We start from the raw sequence: 23,821 nt of genomic DNA, 5'->3' as shown, positions 1-23,821 counted from the left end.
AATCGGCAACTACAGGAGATTGCCATGTCGCCTTCAGACCCTCCGGTCGCCCACGCCGAGCCCGCCACGGAAACCGCGCTCGTGACTCGCATCCTCGCCGGCGACACCCTCGCCTTCGAGCGCATGATGCGCCAGCACAACCGTCGCCTGTTCCGGGTCGCCCGCAGCATCCTGCGCGACGACGCGGACGCCGAGGACGCGGTGCAGGACGGCTACATCGAAGCACATCGCGCGCTCGCCGGCTTCCGCGGCGACGCGAAGCTCTCCACCTGGCTCACTCGGATCATCGTCAACCAGGCCTTGGCACGTCGCCGCCGCCGGAACATGCCGGTCGCCACAGAAGAAGAACTCGACACGCTGGCCGGAGGCGACGGCGACGCCCCTCCCGAAACGCCGGAAACGCTCGCGATGCGCAGCGAATTGCGACGCCTCATCGAGGCCTCGATCGACGGGCTGCCGGACGCCTATCGCACGGTCTTCATGCTACGCGCCGTCGAGGGCCTGAGCGTCGAGGAAACCGCCGCGACGCTCGGCATCTCGTCCGGCAATACGAAGGTGCGTTTCCTGCGCGCCCGCGGCCAGCTGCGCAACGCCCTCGGTGCCCATCTCGGATCGCTGCTCGAAGACGTCTTCGCCTTCGATGGTGCACGCTGCGACCGCATCGTCACGCAGGTCTGCGCGCGGCTGGGCCTTCCCGCCCCTTCACTAACTGCCCCCTCGCTCCCCGCCTCCGGGGAGTCCAACCCCGCGTGACCAAGGAGCCCATCATGATCATCCGCGTCGATCCCTTCTCCGCCCTGCGAACCCTCAACCGCCGCCGCTTCCTGACGGGATCGGGGGCCATGCTGTCGGCCGGCACCGTCGCGCTGCTCGCCGGACGCCCTGCACTCGCCGCCAACTACGGCAAGAAGCAAACCGATATATCGGCCGACGTCCGCATCCTCAACACCGCGCTGGGCGCCGAACTCGAAGCCATCGCCGCGTATGGCGTGGGGGCCGCCAGCGGCCTGCTGCAGAAGCCCATGCTCGACCTCGCCGTCCAGTTCCAGGGTCAGCACAAGGAGCATGCCGACGTGCTCGCCGCGACCGTGCGCAAGCTCGGCGGCAAGCCGGTCGAAGCGAAGAGCCACTATGACTTTCCGACCGACAAGCTGAAGACGCAGAACGACGTGCTCGGCTTCGCGGCGGGACTCGAGAAGGGGGCCGTCAGCGCCTACCTCGGCGCGGTGCCGCTGTTCCAGGATCGCGATCTGGCGAAAGCCGCGGCGAGCATCCTCGGCGACGAAGCGATGCACTGGGCTATCCTGCGTCAAGCGCTCGGCGACAATCCGGTGCCGACGGCCTTCGTGTCATGAAGCGGACCGCCACGGCGGTGCTCGTGGCGCTCCTCGCCGCCCCCGCTGCGCAGGCGGCGATGGCGGGCGACCCGGCGCGCGGCAAGGGGATCTACGACCGCTGCCTCGCCTGCCACGCCCTCGCCTACAATCGCACCGGCCCGATGCATTGCGGCCTCTTCGGGCGCCGGGCAGGCAGCGTCCCCGGCTTCGAGTATTCGCCGGCGATGGCGCGCTCAAAGATCGTCTGGAACGAGAAGACGCTCGACCGCTTTCTCGCCGCCCCCACGCGCTTCGTGCCCGGCACCGCGATGGGCTACGCCGGCATCTCCGATCCGCAGGAGCGTGCCGACCTGATCGCGTGGCTGCGACAGGCGAGCGCGTCCCCCGAGGAGTGTCCGCGCTAGCTCGCCGCCGCTTCCGTTGCCGGCTCGGTAGCGCGGCTGTCTCCGCTCTTCGAGAAGCGGTCGAGGTAGAGATAGACGACCGGCGTCAGGTACAGCGTCAGGAACTGCGACACGACGAGCCCGCCGACCACGGCGAGGCCCAGCGGCCGCCGCACCTCCGCCCCCGCTCCGATCCCCAGCGCGATCGGCAGCGTGCCGACGAGCGCGGCCATCGTCGTCATCATGATCGGGCGGAAACGCACGAGACAGGCCTGGAAGATCGCGTCGAACGCGGCCATGCCCTCGTGCCTGCGCCGCTCTAGCGCGAAGTCGATCATCATGATCGCGTTCTTCTTCACGATGCCGATCAGCATGATCACGCCGACGAAGGCATAGAGGCTGAGGTCGACGCCGAAGAGCAGCAGCGTCAGCAGCGCCCCGAGGCCCGCCGACGGCAGGCCGGACAGGATCGTCAGCGGATGGATGAAGCTCTCGTAGAGCACGCCGAGAACGAGATACACGACGAGCACCGCGACGAGCAGCAGCATCCCGAGCCCTTCGAGCGAAGACTGGAAGGCCTGCGCCGTGCCCTGCAGGCTGGTGTTGAGCGAGACCGGAATCCCGGCCTCCTGCTCCAGCGCCTTGATCCTCGCCACCGCGTCGCCGAGCGAGGTGCCGGGCAGCAGGTTGAAGGAGATCGTCACCGACGGCAGCTGGCCGAGGTGGTTCACCGTCAGCGCCTGGTTCTTGCGGCTGAAGTGCGCGACGGCGTCCAGCGGCACGAGCGTACCGGCGCTGGTGCGCACATGCAGACGCGGCAGCGCCTCCGGCCCCGCCTGGAATCGCGGCGCGAGTTCGAGGATGACCTGGTACTGGTTGGTCGAACCGTAGATCGTCGACACCTGCCGCGCCGAAAACGCGCTTTGCAGCGCATCCTCGACCTGGCCGTAGGTGAGGCCGAGCGTCGCGAGCTTGTCCCGATCAATGTCGAGCGCGACGACCGGGCTCAGGTTGTTGAGGTTGTTGTTGACGTCGACGAAGCCCGGCAACTGGCGGATCTTCTCGGTCAGCGTGCCGGTCCATTGGTACAGCTCGTCGAGGTCGATGTCCTGCAGCGTGTATTGGTATTGCGCCGACGTGACCTGACCGCCGATCCGGATCGCGGGCGGGTTCTGCATCGACACCTTGATGCCGGGCACCGCCGCGACCTGCGGCCGCAGGCGCTGGATGATCTCGTCCGGCGTCGATTTGCGCTCGTCGTGCGGCTTCAGCGTGATGAAGAGCGTGCCGGTGTTCGCGGTCGGCCGCGCGCCGCCTGCGCCCACCGAGGACATGAAGGTCGCGACGTCGGGATCTTTGGCGACGATCTCGGCGACTGCGCGCTGATGTTCGACCATCGCGGCGAAGGAGGCGTCCTGCGCGGCTTCGGTGAAGGCGATGATCTGGCCGGAATCGCCGCTCGGCAGGAAATCCTTCGGCACCTTGGCAAAGATCAGGCCCGTCGCGAGCAAGGTCGCAAAGAAGCTCGCGAGCACCGCCCGCGGGTGCGCCATCGCCATGCGCAGCGTACGCTCATAGCCCGCCAGCAGCGCGGCGAAGAAGCGCTCGAAGAGCAGGAAGACGCGGCCATGCGATTCCGATTCCGCGTGCTTGATGTAGCGGCTGCAGAGCATCGGCGTCAGCGTCAGCGACACGACGCCGGACACGAGGATCGCCGCGCAGATCGTCACCGCAAATTCGTGCAGCAGGCGCCCGACGATCCCGCGCATGAACATCACCGGGATGAAGACGGCGATCAGCGAGATCGTCATCGAGATGATCGTGAAGCCGATTTCGCGCGCACCCTTGATCGCGGCCTCGAAGGGCCGTTCGCCTGCCTCGACGTGGCGGACGATGTTCTCCAGCATCACGATCGCGTCGTCGACGACGAAGCCGACCGACAGCGTCAGCGCCAGCAGCGACAGGTTGTCGAGGCTATAGCCCATCACCGACATCGCGGCGAAAGTGCCGACGACCGAGATCGGCAGCGCGAGCGCCGGGATCAGCGTCGCCGACAGGTTGCGCAGGAAGAGCAGGATCACGAGGATGACCAGGAAACCCGCGAGGATCAGCGTGAACTGCACGTCGTCGATCGCGTTGCGGATCGTGATGCTGCGGTCGAACAGCACCTTCATCTCGATCGCGGCCGGGAGCTTGGACTGGAAGGACGGCAGCACCCGCTTGATCGCATCGACCGTCTCGACCGTGTTCGCGCCCGGCTGGCGCTGGATCGCGAGCACGATTGCGCGCTTGTCGACGTTCCAGCTCGCGATGCGGTTGTTCTCGACGCCGTCGATCGGCGTCGCCACTTCCTCCAGCCGCACCGGCGCGCCGTTCTTCCACGCGACGATCAACGGCCGATAGGAGGCGGCCGTCGTCAATTGGCCGGCGTCCTTGATCGCGAGCGACTGGCGGCTGCCGTCGAGCTGGCCGACAGGCTGATTGACGTTGTTCTGCACGAGCGCCTGGCGCAGTTCGTCGATGCCGATGCCGCGGCTCGCGAGCTGGTCGGGATTGGCCTGCACGCGCACGGCGAACTTCTGCGAACCGAATACCTGCACCTGGGCGACGCCCGGGATCGTCGATAGACGCTGCGCGAGCTGGGTCTCGGCATATTCGTCGACCACCGGCAGCGGCATCGTCGGCGACGACATCGCGATGTAGAAAATTGCCGCGTCGGCCGGATTGACCTTGCGGAAGGACGGCGGCGTCGGCATGTTCGGCGGCAGCTTGCGCAGCGCGGTCGAGATCGCCGACTGCACGTCGAGCGCCGCCGCGTCGATGTTGCGGTCGAGCGAGAATTGCAGCGTGATCGAGGTCGTCCCCTGGGCGCTCGTCGAGGTCATCGAGTCGAGGCCGGAAATCGTCGAGAACTGGCCTTCCAGCGGCGTGGCGACCGATGCGGCCATCGTCTCCGGCGAGGCCCCGGGCAGCTGCGCCGTGACCGAGATCGTCGGGAAGTCCACCGACGGCAGTTCGGCCACCGGCAGCGCGCGGTAGCCGATCACGCCGAAGATCAGGAACGCCGCCATCAGCAGCGTCGTCATCACCGGCCGGCGGATACACGATTCGGGCAAATTCATGCGGCGGTCTCAGTTGCGCGACGGGGTCGATTCCCCAGCAGTGGCCGCGGGCTGGGCGGACGCCTTGCCGGAAGCTTCCGCCTCCTCGGCCCCCTCCCCCTTCACCTTCACGCGCGAACCCGGCGTCAGCCGCAATTGCCCGTCGGTGACGACCTTCTCGCCGGCCGCGAGCCCCTTCGCGATCGCCGCCCGGCCATCGAACATCGCCTCGACCTCGATCTTGCGCGGACTGACCTTGTTCTCTTCACCGATCACGAACAGGAAGTTGCCCTCCGGCCCCTGCTGCACCGCTTCGCTCGGCACCACGACCGCTCCGGAAAGCGTCGCCAGGCGGACGCTCACGTTGACGAACTGCCCGGGCAGCAGCTTTTCGTCCTGGTTTTCGAGCAGGGCCTTCATCTGGATCGTGCCCGTCGTGACATCCACCGCGTTGTCGAGGAAGCGCACCGTGCCTTCGACGGGCTTGTCCCCGCCGCCGGGCACCTTGATGGACGCCTTCATGCTCCCCGCCGCCATCGCCTCGCGCAGCCGCGGCAGATGCTTCTCGGACACGTCGAAACTCACATACAGCGGCCGCACGCGGTTCACCACCGCCAGCGCCGTGTCGTTCACCTTCACCGCCGACCCCGGGAACACGAGCCGCGCGCCGACGACGCCGTCGAAGGGCGCGCGCACGGTCGTGTAGGACAGTTGCAGTCGCGCGAAATCGACGGCCGCCTTGTCTGCCTTGACCGTCGCCAGCGCCGCGGCTTCGTCGGTGTGCACCTCGTTCACCTTCTCGTCCGACACGAAGCCGCGGCCCTTCAGCGCAACGTAGCGTTCGACGTCCGCTCGCGCCTTCGCGACCTGCGCCTCATCACGCGCGACGTTCGCTTCGGCCTGGCGCAGGCGCGCCTCGTAGTCGGCCGGATCGAGCCGCAGCAGCACGTCGCCCTGGCGCACATGCTGGCCTTCCATATAGACGACCGACGCCACCTGACCGTCCAGGCGCGACTTCACGGTCACGCTCTCATACGCCTCGGCACGGCCGATCACTTCCAGCAGCACCGGCACGTCGCTCACCGCCGCGGTCGCTGCCGTCACCGGCACTGGCGGCGGCGGCGCCTTCACGACGGCCGGCACGCTGCCCGCGCGCGACGAGTAATACCAGTATCCGCCAACGACGGCGATGGCCACGATGGCCGCCGCCACCAATACCCTGCTTCTTGTCATGTGCCCTGACCGCAACGTTCGAAAAAGAAATAGACCGGATTCCGCAGGCATCCGATCGCGATGGTAACGTAAGCGGCAATTCGAAACATTTCGCCTTGTAGCGCGGCATCGCCCGACCGACGCAGGCGACGCTGTTTGCGTGCTGGTCCGCCGGCGCGCGGTCGGGTAGCATCCCTGCCCGGCCTCACCCTACCCACTTCGCCCATGCACCAGCCCGCCCGCGCCTGCGGCATCGACTTCGGCACCTCCAATTCCACCGCCGGCTGGCTCCGCCCCGACGCACCGACGCTACTCGCGCTCGAAGACGGCAAACCGACGCTGCCGTCCGCGGTGTTCTTCAACGCCGACGAGGAAACCACCGCCTTCGGCCGCGCCGCGCTCGCCGAATACCTCGACGGCTACGAAGGCCGCCTGATGCGCGCGCTGAAAAGCCTGCTGGGCAGCAGCCTGATCGATGGCCAGACCGAAGTGCATGGCCGCGCGCTGCGTTTTCGCGACCTGCTCGCGAGCTTCATCGGCGAGATCAAGCAGCGCGCCGAAGCCCAGGCCGGCCGCAGCTTCGATCAGGCCGTCTTCGGCCGGCCGGTGCATTTCGTCGACGACGACGCCGCGGCCGACCGCAAGGCACAGGACACCCTGGAAGAGATCGCGCACCAGGTCGGCTTCCGCGACGTGAGCTTCCAGTTCGAACCGATCGGCGCGGCGCTGCATTACGAGCGTTCGCTGACGCGCGAGGAACTCGTGCTGATCGCCGACATTGGCGGCGGCACGGCGGACTTTTCGCTCGTGCGCCTGTCGCCCGATCGCGCCGGCAGCGACGACCGCCGGGAAGACCTCCTCGGCAACGCCGGCATCCATATCGGCGGCACCGACTTCGACCGCGCACTGAGCCTGGAGTGCGTGATGCCGCTACTCGGCTATCGCGGCCGGATGAAGAGCGGCGCCGAGATCCCGTCGAGCATCTTCTTCCAGCTCGCGACCTGGCACACGATCAACTTCGCCTACACCCGCCAGGTCTGGGCGGACCTGCAGCACATCTACCGCGACGCGACCGCCCGCGAGGAACTCGACCGCCTGTCGCGGCTCGTGAGCCGACGCGAAGGACACTGGCTCGCGCTGCAGGTCGAACAGGCCAAGATCGACTTATCGACGGCGGAACTCGCGACACTTCAGCTCGACCGCCTCGCCCCCGGCCTCACGCACACCATCAGCCGCGAAGATTTCACCCGCGCGACGCGCAGCCTCGTCGACCGCGTCGGCGCCTGCGTCGGCACCTTGCTCGACGACGCCGGGCTGCGCCGCAACCAGATCGACAGCATCTACTTCACCGGCGGCGCGAGCGGCGTGCCGCAACTGCGCGCCCGCATTGCCGCCGAACTGCCGGCCGCCCGCGCTGTCGAGGGCGACCTGTATGGCAGCATCGGCGCGGGCCTCGCCGTGGAAGCGGCCCGCCGCTACGGTTGATCGGCACCGCCCGGCCTTATGTTGCGTTACAGCATTTACACCATTTTTATCCGGCACATTCCAGAATAGCCCCGTCACCAAGAGCCACGGACGGCATCCATCGAAGCCACCGTGGCGGGAAAGCGGCGCGGATCATGGAAAACGACAGTCTGGAACGCCATTCACCGGTCACGCGGCACCTGTTCGCCGTGTTCGCGTGCGCGCTCATGACGGCAATCTGCCTGCTGCTGCGCGGCGTGTTCGACATCACGAACATCGCGATGCTGATGCTGCTCCCGGTCGTGTTCGTCGCGGCACGCCTCGGACGCGGCCCGGCGATCCTCGCGAGTTTCGTCACCGTCGCGCTCTTCGATTTCTTCTTCGTCCCGCCTCAGCTCTCCTTCGCCGTCAGCGACGTGCAGTACCTCGTGATCTTCGCCGTGATGCTCGCGGTGTCGCTCTTCATCAGCCACCTCACCGCCAGCCTCAAGGCGAGCGCCCGCGACGCACAGCAGCGCGAGCAACGCTCGCAGGCCCTCTACACCCTCGCCCGCACGCTCGCAGGCGCCGTGAGCGCCGACGAAGCGGTCACCCAGGTCGTGCGCTTCGTGCGCGAACAGGCCGGCGGCGAGGCACGCCTCTTCGTGCCGGATGCCGACGACAAGATCCACGAATTCCCGCACAGCACGGGTCCGCTGTCGATGGACAAGTTCCTGACCATCGAAGCGGTCTATCTCGGGGGAGACACTGTCGGCGCCAGCGCCACCGTCAATCTCGACGGCGCCTGCCTCATCCTGCCATTGATCGGATCGACCCGCCGCCGCGGCGTGTTGTTCGTCGCAGCCCACGTCGATGACGACCACATCTACGAACTGCGCTCGATGCTCGAAGCTGTCGCCTCGCTCACCGCGATCGCGCTGGAGCGCCTGCATTTCGTCGAGATCGCCCAGGCGAGCCAGCTCGAAACCGAAGCCGAGCGGCTACGCAGCTCCATCCTGTCGTCGATCTCGCACGACATCCGCACGCCGCTCACCGTGCTCTTCGGCCAGGCCGACGCGCTCGCGCTGGCCAGCAGCCACCTCGACGACCAGGAGCGCGAAGCCGCACAAGCGATCCGCGACCAGGCCGGGCGCCTGCACGAGATGGTCGACAAACTCCTCGACATGGCCCGCCTACAGGCCGGCAAGGTGCATCTGAGCAAGGAATGGCAGCCGATCGACGAAGTGATCGGCGCGAGCATCCAGCTCCTGGGCGACGCGCTGCGCGACCACCCGGTCACGGTCACGCTCGCGCCCGAGCTGCCGCTGGTCGCGATCGACGCGGTGCTGATGGAACGCGTGTGCTGCAACCTGCTCGAAAACGCCGCGAAATACTCGCCGCCGGGCGCACCGATCGCGGTCACCGTCACCGACGTCGCGGGCTCCCTGCTCGTCGAGGTGCGCGACCGCGGCCCCGGCTTCCCCCCGGCGAGCCTGAAGCGCATCTTCAACCTCTTCGAACGCGGCACGACCGAATCGACCGCACCCGGCGTCGGCCTCGGCCTCGCGATCTGCCGCGCAATCGTCGAAGCGCATGGCGGGCAGATCGACGCCTCGAATGCGCCCGAAGGCGGCGCCTGCGTCCGCTTCTCGCTGCCCTGCGGACAGGCGCCGCAGCTCGAACCGGAACCCGTCGATCCCGCCGGGGCGCGGCCATGAACGACGCCAAACCCGCGATCCTCGTCGTCGAGGACGACCTGCAGATCCGCCGCTTCGTGCGCCAGACACTGGAACGCGCCGAGTACCGCGTGACCGAAGCCTGCACGATGCACGACGCGCAGGAAGAAGCCGCGGCCCGCCCGCCCGACCTCGTCGTGCTGGACCTCGGCCTGCCCGACGGCAACGGCGTCGACTTCGTCCGGCTTGTGCGCGATTGGTCGCGCATGCCTATATTGATCCTGTCGGCGCGCTCGGCCGAGGCCGACAAGATCGATGCGCTCGATGCCGGCGCCGACGACTACCTGACCAAGCCGTTCTCGGTCGGCGAGCTGCTCGCCCGCGTGCGCGCGCTGCTGCGCCGGGCCGACCCGGATTCCAGTCCAGGCACACCGCTGGTACGCTTCGGCGACGTCGAGGTCGATCTCGTGCGGCGCACCGTGCAGCGTGCCGGCGAACCGGTGCACCTCACGGCGATAGAATACCGCCTGCTCGTGGTGCTGATCGCCAACGCCGGCAAGGTGCTGACACACCGCCACCTGCTGCGCGAGGTGTGGGGCCCCGGCTACGCGGAAAGCACGCACTACCTGCGCATCTACATCGGCCATCTGCGACAGAAGCTCGAGACGGACCCGACCCAGCCCGCACATCTACGTACTGAAATCGGCGTCGGCTACCGTTTCGACACTCAGACACCAACCGTATAGCGTCTCGCAAGGAACCCACATGTCCGCACACGAACACGGTTCGCGAAGCAATCTGGCGGGACTCGCCCTGGCCGCACTCGGCGTGGTCTACGGGGACATCGGCACCAGCCCGTTGTATGCGTTCAAGGAAGCCTTCACCGGCCCGCACGCGCTCGCCGTGAGCGAAACGAACGTGCTCGCCGCGCTGTCCGCGTTCTTCTGGGCGCTGATGCTGATCGTGTCGCTGAAATATGTATGGATCGTGCTCAAGTACGACAACGATGGCGAAGGCGGCGTACTTGCGCTGACCGCCCTCGCCCATCGCACCGCCTCACGTAAAGCGAACCTCGCGGCGCTCGTGATCGCCTCCGGCATCTTCGCCGCCGCGCTCTTCTATGGCGACGCCATCATCACGCCTGCGATCTCGGTGTTGTCGGCGATGGAAGGCATCTCGGTCGCCGAACCCGAGTTCCACGCGCTGATCGTGCCGATCACGATCGGCGTGCTGGTCAGCCTGTTCCTGATCCAGAAGCACGGCACGACCCGCGTCGGGCGGCTCTTCGGGCCGGTCACGCTGATCTGGTTCGCGACGCTCGCCGTGCTCGGCGCGCAGTCGATTGCCCAGACCCCGCAAGTGCTCCAGGCGATCAACCCGAAGTACGCCATCGACTTCGCGATCAACCACTCGCACGCCGCCTTCCTGCTGCTGTCCGCCGTTTTCCTGGCGCTCACCGGCGGCGAGGCGCTGTATGCAGACATGGGCCACTTCGGCGCAAAGGCCGTCCGCATCGCGTGGTACGGCCTGGTGTGCCCAGCGCTGCTGATCAACTACTTCGGCCAGGGCGCGCTCGTGCTGCGCGACCCAACCGCGGTCGAGAACCCCTTCTACCTCCTCGCGCCGGACTGGGCCGTGCTGCCGCTCGTCGGGCTCGCCACCGCCGCGACCGTGATCGCATCGCAGGCCACGATCACCGGAGCCTTCTCGATGACGCTGCAGGCCTCGCTGCTCGGCTACCTACCGCGCGTGCGCGTACTCCACACCTCGGACAGCGAGCGTGGTCAAATTTACATTCCCAGCGTCAATTGGCTGATGCTGATCGCGGTCGTGCTGCTGGTGCTGGAATTCCGCTCCTCGAACGCACTGGCCGCCGCGTACGGCATCGCGGTATCGGGCACGATGATCATCACGACCGTGCTCACGGTGTTCATCACGCTCGCCGCGCCGAGCCGCTTCCGCCTGCCGGTACTCGCCGGGCTCGCGCTCTTCGCACTGCTCGAGTGCGCCTTCTTCGCGTCCAACCTGACCAAGATCGCTGCCGGCGGCTGGTTCCCGATGCTGCTCGGCGCCTTCATCTTCATCGCGCTGACGACCTGGAAGGAAGGCTCGGGCCACGTCGCGGCCCAGCGGCGCAAGATCGACGTACCGATGGACGGCTTCATCCGCGCCCCGCACAACGACGTGCCGAAAGTCCCCGGCACCGCCGTGTACCTCACCTCGGACACCAGCGTCGTCCCCAGCGCGTTGTTCCATAACCTCAAGCACTACAAGGTAATGCACGAACAGACGGTGTTCCTGCACGTGATCAATGAGGAAATCCCCTACATCGCCGAGCAGGATCGCCTGCACCTGACGAAACTCACGCCGGACACCTGGCAACTCGACGTCCATTTCGGCTTCCGCGAGGAACCCGACCTGCCGAAGGCGCTGGAAGGGGCCGACGGCGTCGGGCTGCACCTCGACCCGATGCTCACGACCTACTTCGTCGCCCGCTCCGTGATCGTCGACGGCCCCGGTGCGCTCAGCGGCTGGCGCTGCGCGCTGTATTCCTGGATGACCCGCCAGGCCGAAGGCGCCGCCACCTACTTCCGCCTCCCCGCCAACCAGGTGGTCGAGCTCGGCACCCAGGTCATGCTCTGATCTGCATAACTGTCCCGCGACACTCGGAACAGAAATTGCTTGATTAGACTGGGTTCCGCCGACAGCGGAAGCTTCCGCTTTCCTGCCGCGTCTCTCCACGCATTGTAGACGGCCGCAACACAGGAACGGGCAGCCCCGCGGGAATACCCTGGAAGGGGTAGGGATTATGTAGAAAGTCTTATAGGCGTGTGCAATCTGCACGCCCGGATCTCGGCAAACATGTACCCTAACCACGTTATGGCGACGGCGTCCGCCGTTCTGCGTCCAGGCGCAGGCCGCGAATCATCGATCCGAGGTAACGAAACTGAACATGCGAGAGACACCCTACGAGGACGGGAGGCCCCTCGCCTCAACCGGCACCAGTGTCGGTTCGCCGCCCGTTCACCTCTTTTTCCGTGATCCCGAGTTCTGGGCCGCGCTCAGGTCGGCGCTCCTGCCGCGCGTGAAGGCGGCTTATGCTGCCGACCGACCATTGCGCACCTGGATCGCCAATTGCGGCCGCGGCGAAGAAGCCTATGCGGTCGCGATACTGCTTTGCGAACTGCTCGACGAGGTCGAGGCATGCGACCGCCCCACGGTGAGAATTCTGGCCTCCGACCCGGATCTCAAAGTGATTGCGCTGGCGCGTCGTAGCTGGTTTCCGGAGCGGATCGCGGACGAGCTGTCGCCCGAGCGGCTTGCCCGCTTCTTCCGCCGTGAAGATGGCGGATTCCGCATCCGACGCGAGCTGCGCGACATGATCATCTTCGCCGCGCACGACGCGACGGCCGACGCGCCGTTTTCCAATCTCGACCTGCTCGTGTATTGCACTGCCGGCTCGGACTCGCACGACATTCCGCTGCCCTTGCTCCACTACAGCCTCCTTCGCGACGGCCTGCTGGCCGTTCGCGGAGATGCCGGAATCGCGGACGCGCCGCAGCTGTTCGCGCTCGTCGACGGACCGAGCCGCATCTACCGACGGCTGCCGGGCACGCCTCAGGCCGGCACTCTGGATTTCGTGATGCGCAACTGGCGCCTGCCGAGGCCGGGCCACCCAGGAGCGACGCTGAAAACCGCGGCCGACGCCGTCTTGCTGCAACAGTTTTCACTCCCAGCGGTGGTCGCCAACGAGGCCGGAGACATCCTCTACTTCAACGGGCGGACCGGCAACTACCTCGAGCTTCCGACCGGTCAGGCGGGCTGGAATATACACGCCGTGGCGCCGGTCGGCCTGCACCATGCGTTGCTCAACGGATTGGCCCAGTCGATCCAGCAGCGGACTAGGATCGTATTGCCCGGCCAGGAGATCCTGGCCTCCGGGCAACAGCGGCGAGTCCAGGTGACGATACAACCCCTTCAAAGCGAGGAGCCGCCCGCCGCGCTGATCGTATTTCGCGAACTACGCAGCGACAGCAAGCTCGATGACACGGACGGGCAGGATGACGCCGTCAAGACGTCGATGCGGCACGAGCTTTACGAATTCAACCAGGAAAACCTTCGCCTCAGTCAGCAGATGCACGATCTGCGGGAACAGCTCACGCTCGCGAACGAAGAACTGCAATCGTTCAACGAAGAGCTCTTTGTCACCAACGAAGACCTGCGAAGCTCGAACGACCAGGTGCAGACGATCAACGAGGCGCTGCTGCAGGCGCTTACGAATGGCGAAGAGGCGCGCCGGCGGATTGAAACCTTGTCACGTCGACTGATCGCCGTCCAGGAGATGGAACGGCGGCGGCTGTCCACCGAGTTGCATGACAGGACCAGCCCCAACCTCGCCGCGATGGAGATCATACTGAAGTCGCTGGCGCCGGCGATGCCCCCGGGGCTCGATGGGAGCGTCGCCCATCTCTTCGACGATCTGACGGCACTGCTGCAGGACACCACGGCGAGCATCCGCGAGATCTGCGCCGACCTGCGGCCGCCGGTTCTCGACCACGCCGGGCTGTTGCCGGCCCTCGAAAGCTACGCACAGCAGTTCACCGAACGCACGGGCGTCGAGGTTTCCGTCACCTCCGACAATTCCCCGATTCGCCTGAACGCCGAGCACCAATCGCTGCTGTTCCGCATCGCTCAGGAAGCGCTCACCAATTGCGCGAAGCATGCGGAGGCGAGCCGCGTTGCAGTCGAACTCGCCACGCGCTATGAAAATGTGGTGCTGCGTATTGCCGACAACGGCATCGGCTTTGCACCGGACAACCTTGTCGGCCCGGGACAGAGGCGAGGCCTCGGCCTGTTGACGATGCGGGAACGCGCCGAATTTGCCGGCGGCAGCTTCAGTGTCGATTCGCAGCCCGGCGAAGGCACGCGTATCGCGGTGGAAATCGCCTGCGACTTCGCCTGACAGGCGAACGCCGTATGCTCGATGAAGACCCTCGTCCGAGAGGTGATCATCGTATGATTCGCTCTTCTCGCAGCGCGCCACCGCGCCCGCAAGGGCACCAGGCCGCCGACAACGACAATCGAATCGACTGATGACCAAGAAAGAGCCCTCTCCGAAACAGACCGCCCATAACCACGTCTTTCCCATTGTCGGTATCGGCGCTTCGGCGGGCGGCCTCGAGGCGTTCAGCGAGTTTTTCGAACATCTTGCGCCCGATCTGCACATGGCCTATGTGCTCGTGCAACACCTGGACCCGACGCACAAGAGCATGCTGGCCGATCTGCTCGCCGAGAAGACGAGTATGCCGGTATCGGAGGCTGCCGACGGCATGCGGGTCGAGCCGAATCACGTCTACGTCATCCCCCCGAACAAGAATCTCGCGATCCACCACGGCGCCCTGCACCTGATGCCATCGTCGTCGCCGCGCACGCCACAGGTGACGGTCGACTATTTCCTGCGCTCGCTCGCCCAGGATGCGGGGGAACAGGCCGTAGGCATCATCCTGTCGGGCACCGCATCCGACGGCATGCTCGGCATGAAGATGATCAAGGCCGAGGGCGGGGTGACCTTCGCGCAGGACGAAGATTCCGCCAAGTATTTCAGCATGCCGCATGCGTCGATCGCAGCAGGTTCCGTCGATTTCGTGCTGCCGCCCAAGGAAATCGCCGCGGAGCTGGCGCGCATCGTCGGCCGCGGGACGGACTCTGAACGACGCCCGTCCGAGAGGGACAAGGATGAAGAGGACCACCTCAACAAGATGTTCATCCTGCTGCGCCGCCGCACCGGAGTGGACTTCAGCTACTACAAGCTGACGACGATCCAGCGCCGCATCCGCCGACGCATGCTGCTGCACAAGATCGACCGGATGAGCGACTACGTGCGCCTGCTGCATGATCGGCCCGCCGAGGTCGACGTACTCTACTACGAGCTGCTGATCAACGTCACCGCCTTCTTCCGCGACCCGGAATCCTTCGACGCGCTGGTGCAGGAAGTCTTCCCGAAGATCGTCCGCGACCGCAGCCCGGCCGACCCGATCCGCGTGTGGGTCGCCGGCTGTTCGACCGGCGAGGAGGCGTACTCGCTCGCGATCGCGCTGATCGAATACATGGACGAACAGGGCGTCAACATCCCGATCCAGATCTTCGCGACCGACATCGATTCGCAGGCGATCGAGAAGGCGCGGGCCGGGATCTTCCCGGAAAGCATCGCGCAGGACGTGCCCCAGCGCCGACTGAACCGCTATTTCACGAAGGTCGACCAGGGCTACCAGATCGCCAAGCACATCCGCGACATGTGCCTGTTCGCGAAGCAGAACGTGGTCAAGGATCCGCCCTTCTCGCGCCTCGACCTCGTGAGCTGCCGCAATCTGCTGATCTATCTCGGCCCGGTGCTGCAGAAGAAGGCGCTGTCGCTCTTCCACTACGCGTTGAAGCCGACCGGCTTCCTGTTCCTGGGCGTGGCGGAGACCATCGGCAAGTACGCCGACATGTACAAGACGATCGACGCCAAGCACAAGATCTACGTCAAGAAGGCGATCACGACGCCGATGCACTTCGATTTCTCCGCGCCGCAGTTCAACTTGCCCGAAGCCACGCCAGGGGAGAAGGAACGGCAGGCGGCCGTCCTCGCCGGCCAGGACCTGCAGCGCGCGGTCGACCGCGTGCTGATGAAGAAGTACTGCCCGGCCAGCGTCGTCATCAACGAGCAGATGGATATCGTGCAGTTTCGCGGCCAGACCGGCGACTTCCTCGAACCGGCGCCCGGCGAGGCGAGTTTCAACCTGCTCCGCATGGCACGCGAAGGGCTCGCGATGGAGCTGCGCGACACGGTCGCCCAGGCAACAAGGACCCGCGCCACCGCACGCAAGGAAGGCATCCGCTTCAGGCGCGGAGAAGAGTTGATGCGGGTGACGATCGAAGTCGCCCCGCTCGCCGAATATGCCGGTCCAGGCTTCTTTCTCGTCGTGTTCCAGTGCTTCAAGGAGCGCAGGCCGGAGCCCGGCGACGGGACGAATGACAACGAGCAGGCCGAACGCCTGCGGGGGCTGGAGCAGGAACTGCAGTCGACGAAGGAATACCTGCAGTCGGTGATCGAGCAGGACGAGACGATCAACGAGGAACTGCGCTCGGCGAACGAGGAAATCCTGTCTTCCAATGAGGAGTTGCAGAGCACCAACGAGGAACTCGAGACCGCGAAGGAAGAACTCCAGTCGGTGAACGAGGAGCTCTCGACGGTCAACGACGAGCTCGAAACGCGCAACCGCGAGCAGTTGCAGCTCAACAACGACCTGTCGAACCTGCTGTCGAGCGTCAACATCCCGATCGTGATCCTCGATAGCGACCTGAGCATCCGGCGCTTCACGCCACTGGCCGAAAAGCATCTGAATCTGATCAGCACGGACGTCGGGCGCCCGATCAGCGACATCAATCTGAACATCCAGATTCCCAATCTGCGCAAGGTGCTCGAAAACGTCATCGAGACCGTGAACATCCGCGAAATCGAAGGCCAGGCCCATGACGGCCGCTGGTATTCGATCCGGATTCGCCCATACAAGACCGTCGACAACAAGATCGAGGGAGCCGTCATCGCCTTCATCGACATCGACGAGTTGAAGCGCGGCCTGAAGCTCGCGCAGGAAGCGCGCGACTACGCGCAGGGCATCGTCAACGCCTTCCGCCACCCGATGCTCGTGCTCGACGGCAATCTCAAGGTGCTCTCGGCCAACCCGTCCTATCTCGAGTGCTTCAACGTCAGCATGAAGGACACCGAGGGCAACCTGCTCTACCACCTCGGCGACGGGCAGTGGGGCATTCCCCGGCTGCGTAACCTGCTCGAAGACGTGTGCGCCAAGGGCAAGGGCTTCGACGAGTTCGCGGTCGAATTGTCGATGCCGGGGGTCGGCGTCAAGCGCGTCCATGTCAGCGGCCGACCGATCAATTCCGGCAAGGGCAATTCCCCACTCGTCCTGATGCACATCGAGCCGGCGGACGTCGGGGAATAGGCCTGTCCCGTCAGCTCCTGAGACGGAGCGGGCGCCCGGATTGCTTGGTGAAACGACAGGGAGATCGGCGGCGCCCGATAACGGCGCAAGGGCAGGTCCACGATGCACGCAAGCCACAGAATCATCGTCATCGGAACGTCGGCCGGTGGCGTCGAAGCGCTGAAGGAACTGGCCGGAGCCTTGCCGGCCGACTTCCCCGCGGCGATCCTGGTCGTCCTTCATCTGTTGCGCGACAGCCCGTCGATGCTGCCGCATCTGCTCAGCCGCGCCGGACCGCTGCCGGCCGCACATCCGATCGACGGCGAGAGCATCCGGGCCGGTAGGATCTACGTGGCGCCGCCGGATCTACACATGGTCGTGCGGCAAGGCCAGGTGTACTTGCGGCGCGGCCCGCGCGAGAACAACTCACGGCCGGCGATCGATCCCCTCTTCCGCAGCGCAGCGATCGCCTACGGGCCGGCGGCCGTGGGCGTCATCCTCACGGGCAACCTCTACGACGGCACGGCCGGCCTCTTGTCGATCAAGGCGCATGGGGGCATCGCCATCGTGCAGGACCCGGAAGACGCGGCTTTCCGATCGATGCCGGAAAGCGCAATTCGGGCAGTCGAGGTCGATCACTGCCTGCCGCTGGCGGAGATCCCGGCGCGCCTGGTCTCCATCGCGGGAAGGGAAGTCGCGACGAATCCCAAGATCACCGCTCGCGATCCTGACGTCGTCGAAGTGACGATCGCCGAAGGCGTTCCGGACAGCCTGGAACTGCTGAAGGAAGTCGCCCAGCCTTCCCCCTACACCTGCCCCGAATGCCACGGTGCGCTGTGGACCATCACCGATGAGCGGATGTTGCGATTCCGCTGCCGCGTCGGCCACGCCTACACGGCCGACTCGTTGCTGGACCTGCAGGACCAGGACATCGAAAACGCCTTGTGGAGCGCGGTGCGTGCGCTGGAAGAGCGAGCGGCCCTCGCGAAGCGCATGGTGGACCGAACCTATGTCTTGAACCTCGGCGACGTCCGGCAGCGCTTTCGCACCCGGCAGGAGGAGTCCGAGCACCACGCCGGACTATTGCGCAAGCTGCTCCTGCGCGGGGTCGAAAAGGATTCGCAGGAGTAGCGGCATCAGCCGATTACAATGGACAGATCCGCATGTTCGCGAACCATCGCCGCTCCGCTGCCCATCCCGATGCCGCAACCGTCCATTTTCCCGACGACCACCGAACGCGGCATCCGCGTGGCGCTGATCTTCGCGCTCGCCGCCGAACGCCTGTCGGGTTTTTACGAGCACGGCGGCTGGCTCACCGAGGCCCAGGGCGCCACGCTCGCGGCCGACTGGCTGCGGCGTTCGAAGCGCAACCTCGAGCTCGCCGAACGGCGCCGGCTTTCCGCGCTCAGCGACACCCTCGCGCGGCAGATCCAGTCGTCAGTGTCGCGCGAAGCGGGCCTCTATATCGCCCACGAAATGATGGAAGCGCTCGACCCGAACTACGTCTCGGAAGTCGCGCAATCGATGATGACCGAGTGCGAGCGGCTGCTGGACGAGACGCCGGCGGACTGAAGCCCCCGCTTTCTGCCCCACCCCATGCAGGACCGGTCCGCGTCGTCATCGCGGCCGACCGGAAGCCGCCGGCACTCGTGTTCGTCCGCTCGTCGCGCCGGCTTTTGAAACGGACCGGCCCAAAAACAAGAAAGCCAACCACGAAAACGTGATTGGCTTTCTTGCGATATTGGTTGCGGGGGCAGGATTTGAACCTGCGACCTTCGGGTTATGAGCCCGACGAGCTGCCAGACTGCTCCACCCCGCGTCGGAGAAACAACACTTTAGACGATTCAGGCATGAGAGTCAACAAAACCACAAAACTCCTCACACACTCCTGCCGCTTCAGGCCTTGTCACCGTCGATGCCATCGCCAGCCACCACCCGCCCCACGAGATCCAGAAACGCCCTCAACAGCACGCTGCCGCTTTCGGCCGGATGCGCCACCGCAAGCGCGAGGACCGCGCCTTCGTCGCTGACCGGCAAATAACGAACCCGCGGCAATTGCACGCATTCGAGCGGTGCAGGAAGCAAGGCCACACCCAGCCCGGCCGCGACCAGCGCAATCTGCGTCGTCGCTTCGCGCGCGTGCTGCACGATTCGCGGCTCGAAGCCCGCCGCGTGGCACAGGCTGCGAAAGATCGCCGGCAGGCCGATGTTGATCTCCGGCGGATACGCGATGAAGCCGTCGTTTGCAAATTCGACGAGGGCGACCTCGGATCGTTCCGCGAGCGGATGCGCCGAATTGACCACGAGCCTCAAGGGATGGCGCCCGATCTCGCGCGTCACGATGCCGGGCGGCACTTCCATCGACCGATGACGTACGAAGCCGACGTCGATCTCCCGCCTCAGCATCGCCGGAAATTGGTCCGACGAGAACATCTCCCGCAACTGGAGATCCACCTGGGGGAAGCGCCGACGATAGGCGTAAAGCACGTCAGTCAGGATCGACGTGTAAGGCAGTGACGCCGTGAATCCGATCCGCAACAAGCCCAGCTCGCCGCGTCCAGCGCGCCTCGCCTCCTCCGCCGCTTCGTTCGAACGGGCCAGGATGTCGCGCGCGTGCTCGAGAAAGCGCCTGCCGGCCTCGCTCAGCGCGACGCGCCGCCGCGAACGATCGAACAAGGAGGTCCCGAGCTCTTCTTCGAGATCGCGGATCTGCATCGACAGCGGCGGCTGGCCGATATGCAGACGCTCGGCCGCCCGGGTGAAGTTAAGCTCTTCGGCAACCGCGACGAAGTAGCGCAAATGTCTGAGCTCCATCGATACCTTTCATAGATCGAATCACTCAGTTAAATATATTGGACATATTCATCCGCCGCAACCTAGCATTTCAGGACACAAAAGACCGACTGACCGAGTCGGCCCCAACGAGAGAGAGTTCTGCGATGCAAGCCGCCTGTCCCGCCCCGGACCGTCGTCCGCAATTGATCGAAGCCGGCACGCCCGCCTTCGTCCGCACCAGCCTGGCGATGTTCGCCGGCGGATTCGCCACCTTCGCGATGCTGTACGCGACGCAGCCCGTGCTGCCGAAACTCGCTGCCGAATTCGCCATCGCCCCGGCCCAGGCCAGCCTCTCCGTCTCGATCGGCACCGCCGCCCTGGCCGCGATGCTGATCCCGGCCAGTGTCCTGTCGGACCGCATCGGCCGCCGCTGGGTCATGCGCCTGTCGCTGGCGCTCGCCACGCTCGCCGCCGCCGCATCGGCGATCGTCACCGACTTCACGCAAATGCTCGTGCTGCGGATGCTTCTCGGCGCCGTGCTCGCCGGCCTGCCCGCGTCCGCCCTCGCCTATCTTGGCGAAGAAGTCGCCCCCGGCACGCTGGGGCGCTCGGTCGGACTCTATATCGGCGGCAATGCCCTCGGCGGCATGACCGGGCGCTTCCTCGTCGGCTGGCTGACCGACCTCAGCTCGTGGCGCATCGCCTTCGCTGCAACGGGCGTGCTGGGACTCATCGCAACCATCGTGTTCTGGCTCTGCCTGCCCGAATCGCGCCATTTCCGCGCCAGTCGCAGCGGCCCGCTCCAGCTCCTGCGCAACATCGGCCAACTCTTTGCGGATACCGGGCTGCGCAGCCTGTTCGTCATCGGTTTCCTGCTGATGGGCACCTTCACGAGCCTCTACAACTACCTCGGATTCCGCCTGCACCTGCCGCCGTTCTCGCTCGGGCAGACCGCGATCGGCGGCGTCTTCCTGCTCTATATGGTCGGCAGCTTCTCGTCGGCCTGGACAGGTCAGCTCGTCGACCGCCTCGGGCGGCGGCAGGTCCTGTGGGTCATGATTCTCGGCTGCGGCATCGGACTCGTCGTCACCCTCGCAGACAATCTCGCCGCGGTGCTTGCCGGCGTCGCGATCTTCACCTTCGGTTATTTCGGCGCCCATACCACGGCCAGCGGCTGGGTCAGCCGCCGCGCCGCAGAGCGTCGCGCCCTCGCGGCCGCCGTGTATCTCAGCAGCTACTACCTCGGCGGCAGCGTGATCGGCACACTGTCCGGATTCGCCTGGCAGCACGACGCCTGGCCGGGTGTCGCGACCGCGATCGCCGTGTGCGTAGCGCTGGCCCTAGTCGCGGCCTGGCACCTCCGCCATCTGCTTCCGGTCGGAAGCGCCGTGACCGTGACTTCTGCCGCCTGAACCCGCGTCCGGGATTCCCGCCGCAGCTGCCGGCGAGGATTCCGACACGCCGTCGCCCGGCATGAGATCGCTGCAGCCGATCTCGCCCAGCCAACGCCGATACGCGCGCAGCTCGGCCGCCATGAAGATCTCCTCCAGGTCGTCATTGCTGACGTCGATCAGTTCGCCCCGAGCTCTCAGCACTTCGTTGAGGTCGTCGAGCGTCACGCCCAGTTGCGGACTCGGGATCGGCTCGGCCGGTTGAACGACGTGCTTCGGATCGTTCGCATGCACGTGGAGATGCGCGCGGTGCGGATAACGGCGTCCCATCGCGACGTTGAACAGGATTGCCGCCGTGACGAGCACCAGCGAATCGACCGCGACCGGCCACAGCACGAAACGATAGCCCAGCTCCGCCACCGCCGGGCCGCCCAGCACGCTGGTCAGGGCGACCGCTCCACCCGGCGGATGCAGGCACTTGAACTGGAACATCACGCCGATGGCGATCCCGACGGCCAAAGCCGCCGCCAGCCCGGGATGGGCGAAGACCTTTGCGCAAGTCACGCCGACCAGCGCAGCCATGACATTCCCGCCGACGATGGACCAGGGTTGCGCCAGCGGGCTCGACGGCACCGCAAACAGCAACACTGCGGACGCGCCCATCGGCGCAATGAACCAGGGCGTCGCCTCCCCGAGCGCCTGACGGCAAATCCACTCCGCCAGAAACAAGCCGACGATCGCGCCGGCGCAGCTGAAAAAGCGCTCGCGCCGACTGACCGTCTGCGGCACCGGCGCGAACGAACGCAACCACGAAAGCAGATCGCCCATCGCCTGCATCAACGCCTCCCCGCCGACGTCTGCTCCAGCATGCGCGCCATGCCGGCCATCACGCTGAGGTTGGCCTCTTCCATCGCTGCGAGCGCCACCAGAGCCGGACCGAACTGCCTGGCGTAATACAGCGCCACGGCCCGCCGTGCGTGCTCGTGCACCGCACGGTGCGGCTTCTCCAGCGCAGCATAGCCCGGCAGACGCCCATACACCGCCTTGCCGTCGCCGTCGTAGTACCACTTACCGAGGCGGCACTGCGTCTCGTCCGGGAGTTGCTCGGGGCGCAGTTGCGAAAGCCCGAGGAAGACCTTGTATACCTCAAGCTTCAGCGTCAGCTCCTCGATATTCGCGAGTTCGACGTTCGCCAACAGCGCCGAAGACGTGACTGCAGTCTCCATCTGCTGCGACAGCCCGATCAGGTGGCGCATGCTCTCGACGGCGTTCTCGCTCTCCCGCGAGTAGCGCGCGGCGTCATCCGCGCCCACCTGCATGATCGACCGCGCCGCCTCGGTCTCGGCACGTATCGTCGCCACGAGCTGGGTGATGTCGGCGGTGGCCTGTCCCGTCCTTTCGGCGAGCTTCCGCACCTCGTCGGCCACGACCGCAAAGCCCCGTCCCGCTTGGCCCGCCCGCGCCGCCTCGATGGCGGCGTTCAGCGCGAGCAGGTTCGTCTGGTCGGCCACCTCGCGGATCAGCTGTACGATGCCGCCGATCTCACCGGCCCGCTGGTACAGCCCCTCGATGTTCTGCGACGCGTTGCCGATCGTGCCGTACATCCGCTTCAGGTTGTCCGCGATGCCCTCGAACGCCACACGGCTGCTGTCCGAACGACTTGCAGCCTCGGCAGCCGACACCCGCTCGCTGTTGAGCGTCGTCGCCAAGCCGAGAAAGGACCGGCTCACGCCATCGAGCGATTCACCGAAGGTTCCCAGGTTGCGAAACACGCCCTCGAGCGTCTCCCGCTCGCCCCGCATCCGATCGACTTCGGCCGCCAACTCGTCACGTTCGGCCACCAGCCCAGCAAGCCGCTCGCGCATTTCCGCATTCTCCGACCTGAGCACCACCTGTTGTGCCTCGGCCTGCTGCAAAGCCCGTTTCCGACCGCCTAAAAACATCCCAATTCTCCTGCTTCCAGCGGGGTTATTAACCAACTATTTTACTCGACTACTTGAATGCCGACACTTGACTGCACTCAATTTCAAGAATTGCCGAACGACTATCGTCAGATCGGAATCGGCGCCTCACGCGACGCAAATTGCAGCAGGTTGCGCTGCGGCGCATCAAGCAGATCGGCAAGCGAGTATCCATCGAGCGTCGTCAAAAACGCCTCCAATGCCTTGCCGAGCACGCCCTTCAACTTGCAATTCGGAGTCAGCAGGCAGTGGCTCTCGCCTCCGAAGCATTCGACCAGCTCCATGCCGCGCTCCATGCAGCGCACCACCTTGCCAATGTTGATCTGGGCCGGTGCCCGCGCGAGACGCAGTCCGCCTCCCTTGCCCCGCAGTCCCTCGACGAACCCGTCGCGCACCAGTTGGTTGGCCACCTTCATCAGATGGCTGCGAGAGACGTCGAAGCGCTCCGACACTTCCGCGATCGTCACCAGTCGATCGGCGTTCGCCCCGAGGTAGATCAGCATTCGCAAGGCGTAATCGGTGTGCTGGGTGAGATGCATGAGAACTCCTAACGCGCACGA

At 65.9% G+C, this 23,821-nt stretch carries 18 protein-coding genes and 1 tRNA gene; 12 read left to right on the top strand and 7 right to left on the bottom strand.

Annotation, left to right across the window (positions count from 1 at the left end; translation table 11 throughout):
* Positions 1-24: 24 nt before the first annotated feature.
* From AZKH_RS08225 to AZKH_RS08215, 3 genes are read left to right on the top strand one after another with little or no spacing between them, the layout of a single operon-like run.
* Positions 25-753: an RNA polymerase sigma factor gene (locus tag AZKH_RS08225; protein ID WP_015435288.1), complete on the top strand. Its 729-nt coding sequence runs from the start codon at positions 25-27 to the stop codon at positions 751-753.
* Between the two features lie 14 nt (positions 754-767).
* On the top strand, positions 768-1,355 hold the full coding sequence (locus tag AZKH_RS08220) for a ferritin-like domain-containing protein (RefSeq protein WP_041656019.1): 588 nt from the start codon (positions 768-770) through the stop codon (positions 1,353-1,355).
* Complete coding sequence (locus AZKH_RS08215) at positions 1,352-1,741, top strand: cytochrome c family protein (RefSeq protein ID WP_015435286.1); 390 nt, start codon at positions 1,352-1,354, stop codon at positions 1,739-1,741. Before AZKH_RS08220 ends, AZKH_RS08215 begins: the two co-directional genes overlap by 4 nt.
* On the opposite strand, the gene AZKH_RS08210 is transcribed toward AZKH_RS08215, so the two are convergent.
* Together AZKH_RS08210 and AZKH_RS08205 are read right to left on the bottom strand one after the other, a co-directional pair.
* Positions 1,738-4,842 carry an efflux RND transporter permease subunit gene (locus AZKH_RS08210; RefSeq protein ID WP_015435285.1) on the bottom strand — a complete coding sequence of 1,035 codons (3,105 nt, stop codon included), beginning with the start codon at positions 4,840-4,842 and terminating at the stop codon, positions 1,738-1,740. The two genes, AZKH_RS08215 and AZKH_RS08210, sit on opposite strands and share 4 nt — an antisense overlap.
* A gap of 9 nt (positions 4,843-4,851) precedes the next feature.
* Entirely contained in the window at positions 4,852-6,054 is a 1,203-nt protein-coding gene (locus tag AZKH_RS08205; protein ID WP_041656018.1) for an efflux RND transporter periplasmic adaptor subunit, read from the bottom strand.
* A gap of 204 nt (positions 6,055-6,258) precedes the next feature.
* Between AZKH_RS08205 and AZKH_RS08200 the strand changes: the two genes are divergently transcribed.
* The 8 genes from AZKH_RS08200 to AZKH_RS08165 all read left to right on the top strand — a co-directional run bounded on the left by AZKH_RS08200 (position 6,259) and on the right by AZKH_RS08165 (position 18,706).
* On the top strand, positions 6,259-7,518 hold the full coding sequence (locus AZKH_RS08200; protein WP_041656017.1) for an Hsp70 family protein: 1,260 nt from the start codon (positions 6,259-6,261) through the stop codon (positions 7,516-7,518).
* A gap of 134 nt (positions 7,519-7,652) precedes the next feature.
* Positions 7,653-9,194 carry a DUF4118 domain-containing protein gene (locus AZKH_RS08195; protein WP_015435282.1) on the top strand — a complete coding sequence of 514 codons (1,542 nt, stop codon included), beginning with the start codon at positions 7,653-7,655 and terminating at the stop codon, positions 9,192-9,194.
* On the top strand, positions 9,191-9,898 hold the full coding sequence (locus AZKH_RS08190) for a response regulator (protein WP_015435281.1): 708 nt from the start codon (positions 9,191-9,193) through the stop codon (positions 9,896-9,898). Before AZKH_RS08195 ends, AZKH_RS08190 begins: the two co-directional genes overlap by 4 nt.
* 19 nt (positions 9,899-9,917) lie before the next feature.
* Positions 9,918-11,795, top strand: a complete 1,878-nt coding sequence (locus AZKH_RS08185) for a potassium transporter Kup (protein ID WP_015435280.1) — start codon at positions 9,918-9,920, stop codon at positions 11,793-11,795.
* Between the two features lie 310 nt (positions 11,796-12,105).
* A complete protein-coding gene (locus AZKH_RS08180; RefSeq protein WP_015435279.1) occupies positions 12,106-14,115 on the top strand; it encodes a CheR family methyltransferase in 2,010 nt (669 codons plus the stop codon).
* A gap of 130 nt (positions 14,116-14,245) precedes the next feature.
* A complete protein-coding gene (locus tag AZKH_RS08175; protein ID WP_015435278.1) occupies positions 14,246-17,155 on the top strand; it encodes a chemotaxis protein CheB in 2,910 nt (969 codons plus the stop codon).
* A gap of 102 nt (positions 17,156-17,257) precedes the next feature.
* Positions 17,258-18,265 carry a chemotaxis protein CheB gene (locus tag AZKH_RS08170; protein ID WP_015435277.1) on the top strand — a complete coding sequence of 336 codons (1,008 nt, stop codon included), beginning with the start codon at positions 17,258-17,260 and terminating at the stop codon, positions 18,263-18,265.
* Between the two features lie 69 nt (positions 18,266-18,334).
* A complete protein-coding gene (locus AZKH_RS08165) occupies positions 18,335-18,706 on the top strand; it encodes a hypothetical protein (RefSeq protein ID WP_015435276.1) in 372 nt (123 codons plus the stop codon).
* 170 nt (positions 18,707-18,876) lie between these two features.
* Here AZKH_RS08165 and AZKH_RS08160 read toward each other — a convergent pair.
* Together AZKH_RS08160 and AZKH_RS08155 are read right to left on the bottom strand one after the other, a co-directional pair.
* A tRNA-Met gene (locus tag AZKH_RS08160) sits at positions 18,877-18,953 on the bottom strand.
* A gap of 77 nt (positions 18,954-19,030) precedes the next feature.
* Positions 19,031-19,948 (bottom strand): LysR substrate-binding domain-containing protein, encoded by a 918-nt coding sequence (locus AZKH_RS08155; RefSeq protein WP_015435275.1) that lies wholly within the window; start codon positions 19,946-19,948, stop codon positions 19,031-19,033.
* Between the two features lie 125 nt (positions 19,949-20,073).
* On the opposite strand from AZKH_RS08155, the gene AZKH_RS08150 reads away from it, so the two are divergent.
* Complete coding sequence (locus AZKH_RS08150; RefSeq protein ID WP_015435274.1) at positions 20,074-21,321, top strand: MFS transporter; 1,248 nt, start codon at positions 20,074-20,076, stop codon at positions 21,319-21,321.
* On the opposite strand, the gene AZKH_RS08145 is transcribed toward AZKH_RS08150, so the two are convergent.
* From AZKH_RS08145 to AZKH_RS08135, 3 genes are all read right to left on the bottom strand, one after another.
* Complete coding sequence (locus AZKH_RS08145; RefSeq protein WP_015435273.1) at positions 21,250-22,137, bottom strand: HPP family protein; 888 nt, start codon at positions 22,135-22,137, stop codon at positions 21,250-21,252. The two genes, AZKH_RS08150 and AZKH_RS08145, sit on opposite strands and share 72 nt — an antisense overlap.
* Positions 22,137-23,165 carry a methyl-accepting chemotaxis protein gene (locus tag AZKH_RS27905; RefSeq protein WP_304412656.1) on the bottom strand — a complete coding sequence of 343 codons (1,029 nt, stop codon included), beginning with the start codon at positions 23,163-23,165 and terminating at the stop codon, positions 22,137-22,139. Before AZKH_RS27905 ends, AZKH_RS08145 begins: the two co-directional genes overlap by 1 nt.
* A gap of 185 nt (positions 23,166-23,350) precedes the next feature.
* A complete protein-coding gene (locus AZKH_RS08135; RefSeq protein ID WP_015435271.1) occupies positions 23,351-23,800 on the bottom strand; it encodes an Rrf2 family transcriptional regulator in 450 nt (149 codons plus the stop codon).
* Between the last annotated feature and the right edge of the window lie 21 nt (positions 23,801-23,821).

This window comes from Azoarcus sp. KH32C (assembly GCF_000349945.1).
In the GTDB taxonomy this organism is placed as follows: Bacteria; Pseudomonadota; Gammaproteobacteria; order Burkholderiales; family Rhodocyclaceae; genus Aromatoleum.
The sequence above is the reverse complement of the archived record's forward strand: the minus strand, read 5'-3'. Positions and strand labels throughout refer to the sequence as shown.

What these genes read in the sequence shown, in the direction of transcription:
- AZKH_RS08210 (WP_015435285.1), bottom strand. Translation starts at nt 4,842, where the DNA reads ATGAATTTGCCCGAATCGTGTATCCGCCGGCCGGTGATGACGACGCTG.
- AZKH_RS08180 (WP_015435279.1), top strand. Translation starts at nt 12,106, where the DNA reads ATGCGAGAGACACCCTACGAGGACGGGAGGCCCCTCGCCTCAACCGGC.
- AZKH_RS08170 (WP_015435277.1), top strand. Translation starts at nt 17,258, where the DNA reads ATGCACGCAAGCCACAGAATCATCGTCATCGGAACGTCGGCCGGTGGC.
- AZKH_RS08215 (WP_015435286.1), top strand. Translation starts at nt 1,352, where the DNA reads ATGAAGCGGACCGCCACGGCGGTGCTCGTGGCGCTCCTCGCCGCCCCC.
- AZKH_RS08195 (WP_015435282.1), top strand. Translation starts at nt 7,653, where the DNA reads ATGGAAAACGACAGTCTGGAACGCCATTCACCGGTCACGCGGCACCTG.
- AZKH_RS27905 (WP_304412656.1), bottom strand. Translation starts at nt 23,165, where the DNA reads ATGCGCGAGCGGCTTGCTGGGCTGGTGGCCGAACGTGACGAGTTGGCG.
- AZKH_RS08200 (WP_041656017.1), top strand. Translation starts at nt 6,259, where the DNA reads ATGCACCAGCCCGCCCGCGCCTGCGGCATCGACTTCGGCACCTCCAAT.
- AZKH_RS08220 (WP_041656019.1), top strand. Translation starts at nt 768, where the DNA reads ATGATCATCCGCGTCGATCCCTTCTCCGCCCTGCGAACCCTCAACCGC.
- AZKH_RS08135 (WP_015435271.1), bottom strand. Translation starts at nt 23,800, where the DNA reads ATGCATCTCACCCAGCACACCGATTACGCCTTGCGAATGCTGATCTAC.
- AZKH_RS08175 (WP_015435278.1), top strand. Translation starts at nt 14,246, where the DNA reads ATGACCAAGAAAGAGCCCTCTCCGAAACAGACCGCCCATAACCACGTC.
- AZKH_RS08205 (WP_041656018.1), bottom strand. Translation starts at nt 6,054, where the DNA reads ATGACAAGAAGCAGGGTATTGGTGGCGGCGGCCATCGTGGCCATCGCC.
- AZKH_RS08155 (WP_015435275.1), bottom strand. Translation starts at nt 19,948, where the DNA reads ATGGAGCTCAGACATTTGCGCTACTTCGTCGCGGTTGCCGAAGAGCTT.
- AZKH_RS08165 (WP_015435276.1), top strand. Translation starts at nt 18,335, where the DNA reads ATGCCGCAACCGTCCATTTTCCCGACGACCACCGAACGCGGCATCCGC.
- AZKH_RS08190 (WP_015435281.1), top strand. Translation starts at nt 9,191, where the DNA reads ATGAACGACGCCAAACCCGCGATCCTCGTCGTCGAGGACGACCTGCAG.
- AZKH_RS08225 (WP_015435288.1), top strand. Translation starts at nt 25, where the DNA reads ATGTCGCCTTCAGACCCTCCGGTCGCCCACGCCGAGCCCGCCACGGAA.
- AZKH_RS08185 (WP_015435280.1), top strand. Translation starts at nt 9,918, where the DNA reads ATGTCCGCACACGAACACGGTTCGCGAAGCAATCTGGCGGGACTCGCC.
- AZKH_RS08150 (WP_015435274.1), top strand. Translation starts at nt 20,074, where the DNA reads ATGCAAGCCGCCTGTCCCGCCCCGGACCGTCGTCCGCAATTGATCGAA.
- AZKH_RS08145 (WP_015435273.1), bottom strand. Translation starts at nt 22,137, where the DNA reads ATGCAGGCGATGGGCGATCTGCTTTCGTGGTTGCGTTCGTTCGCGCCG.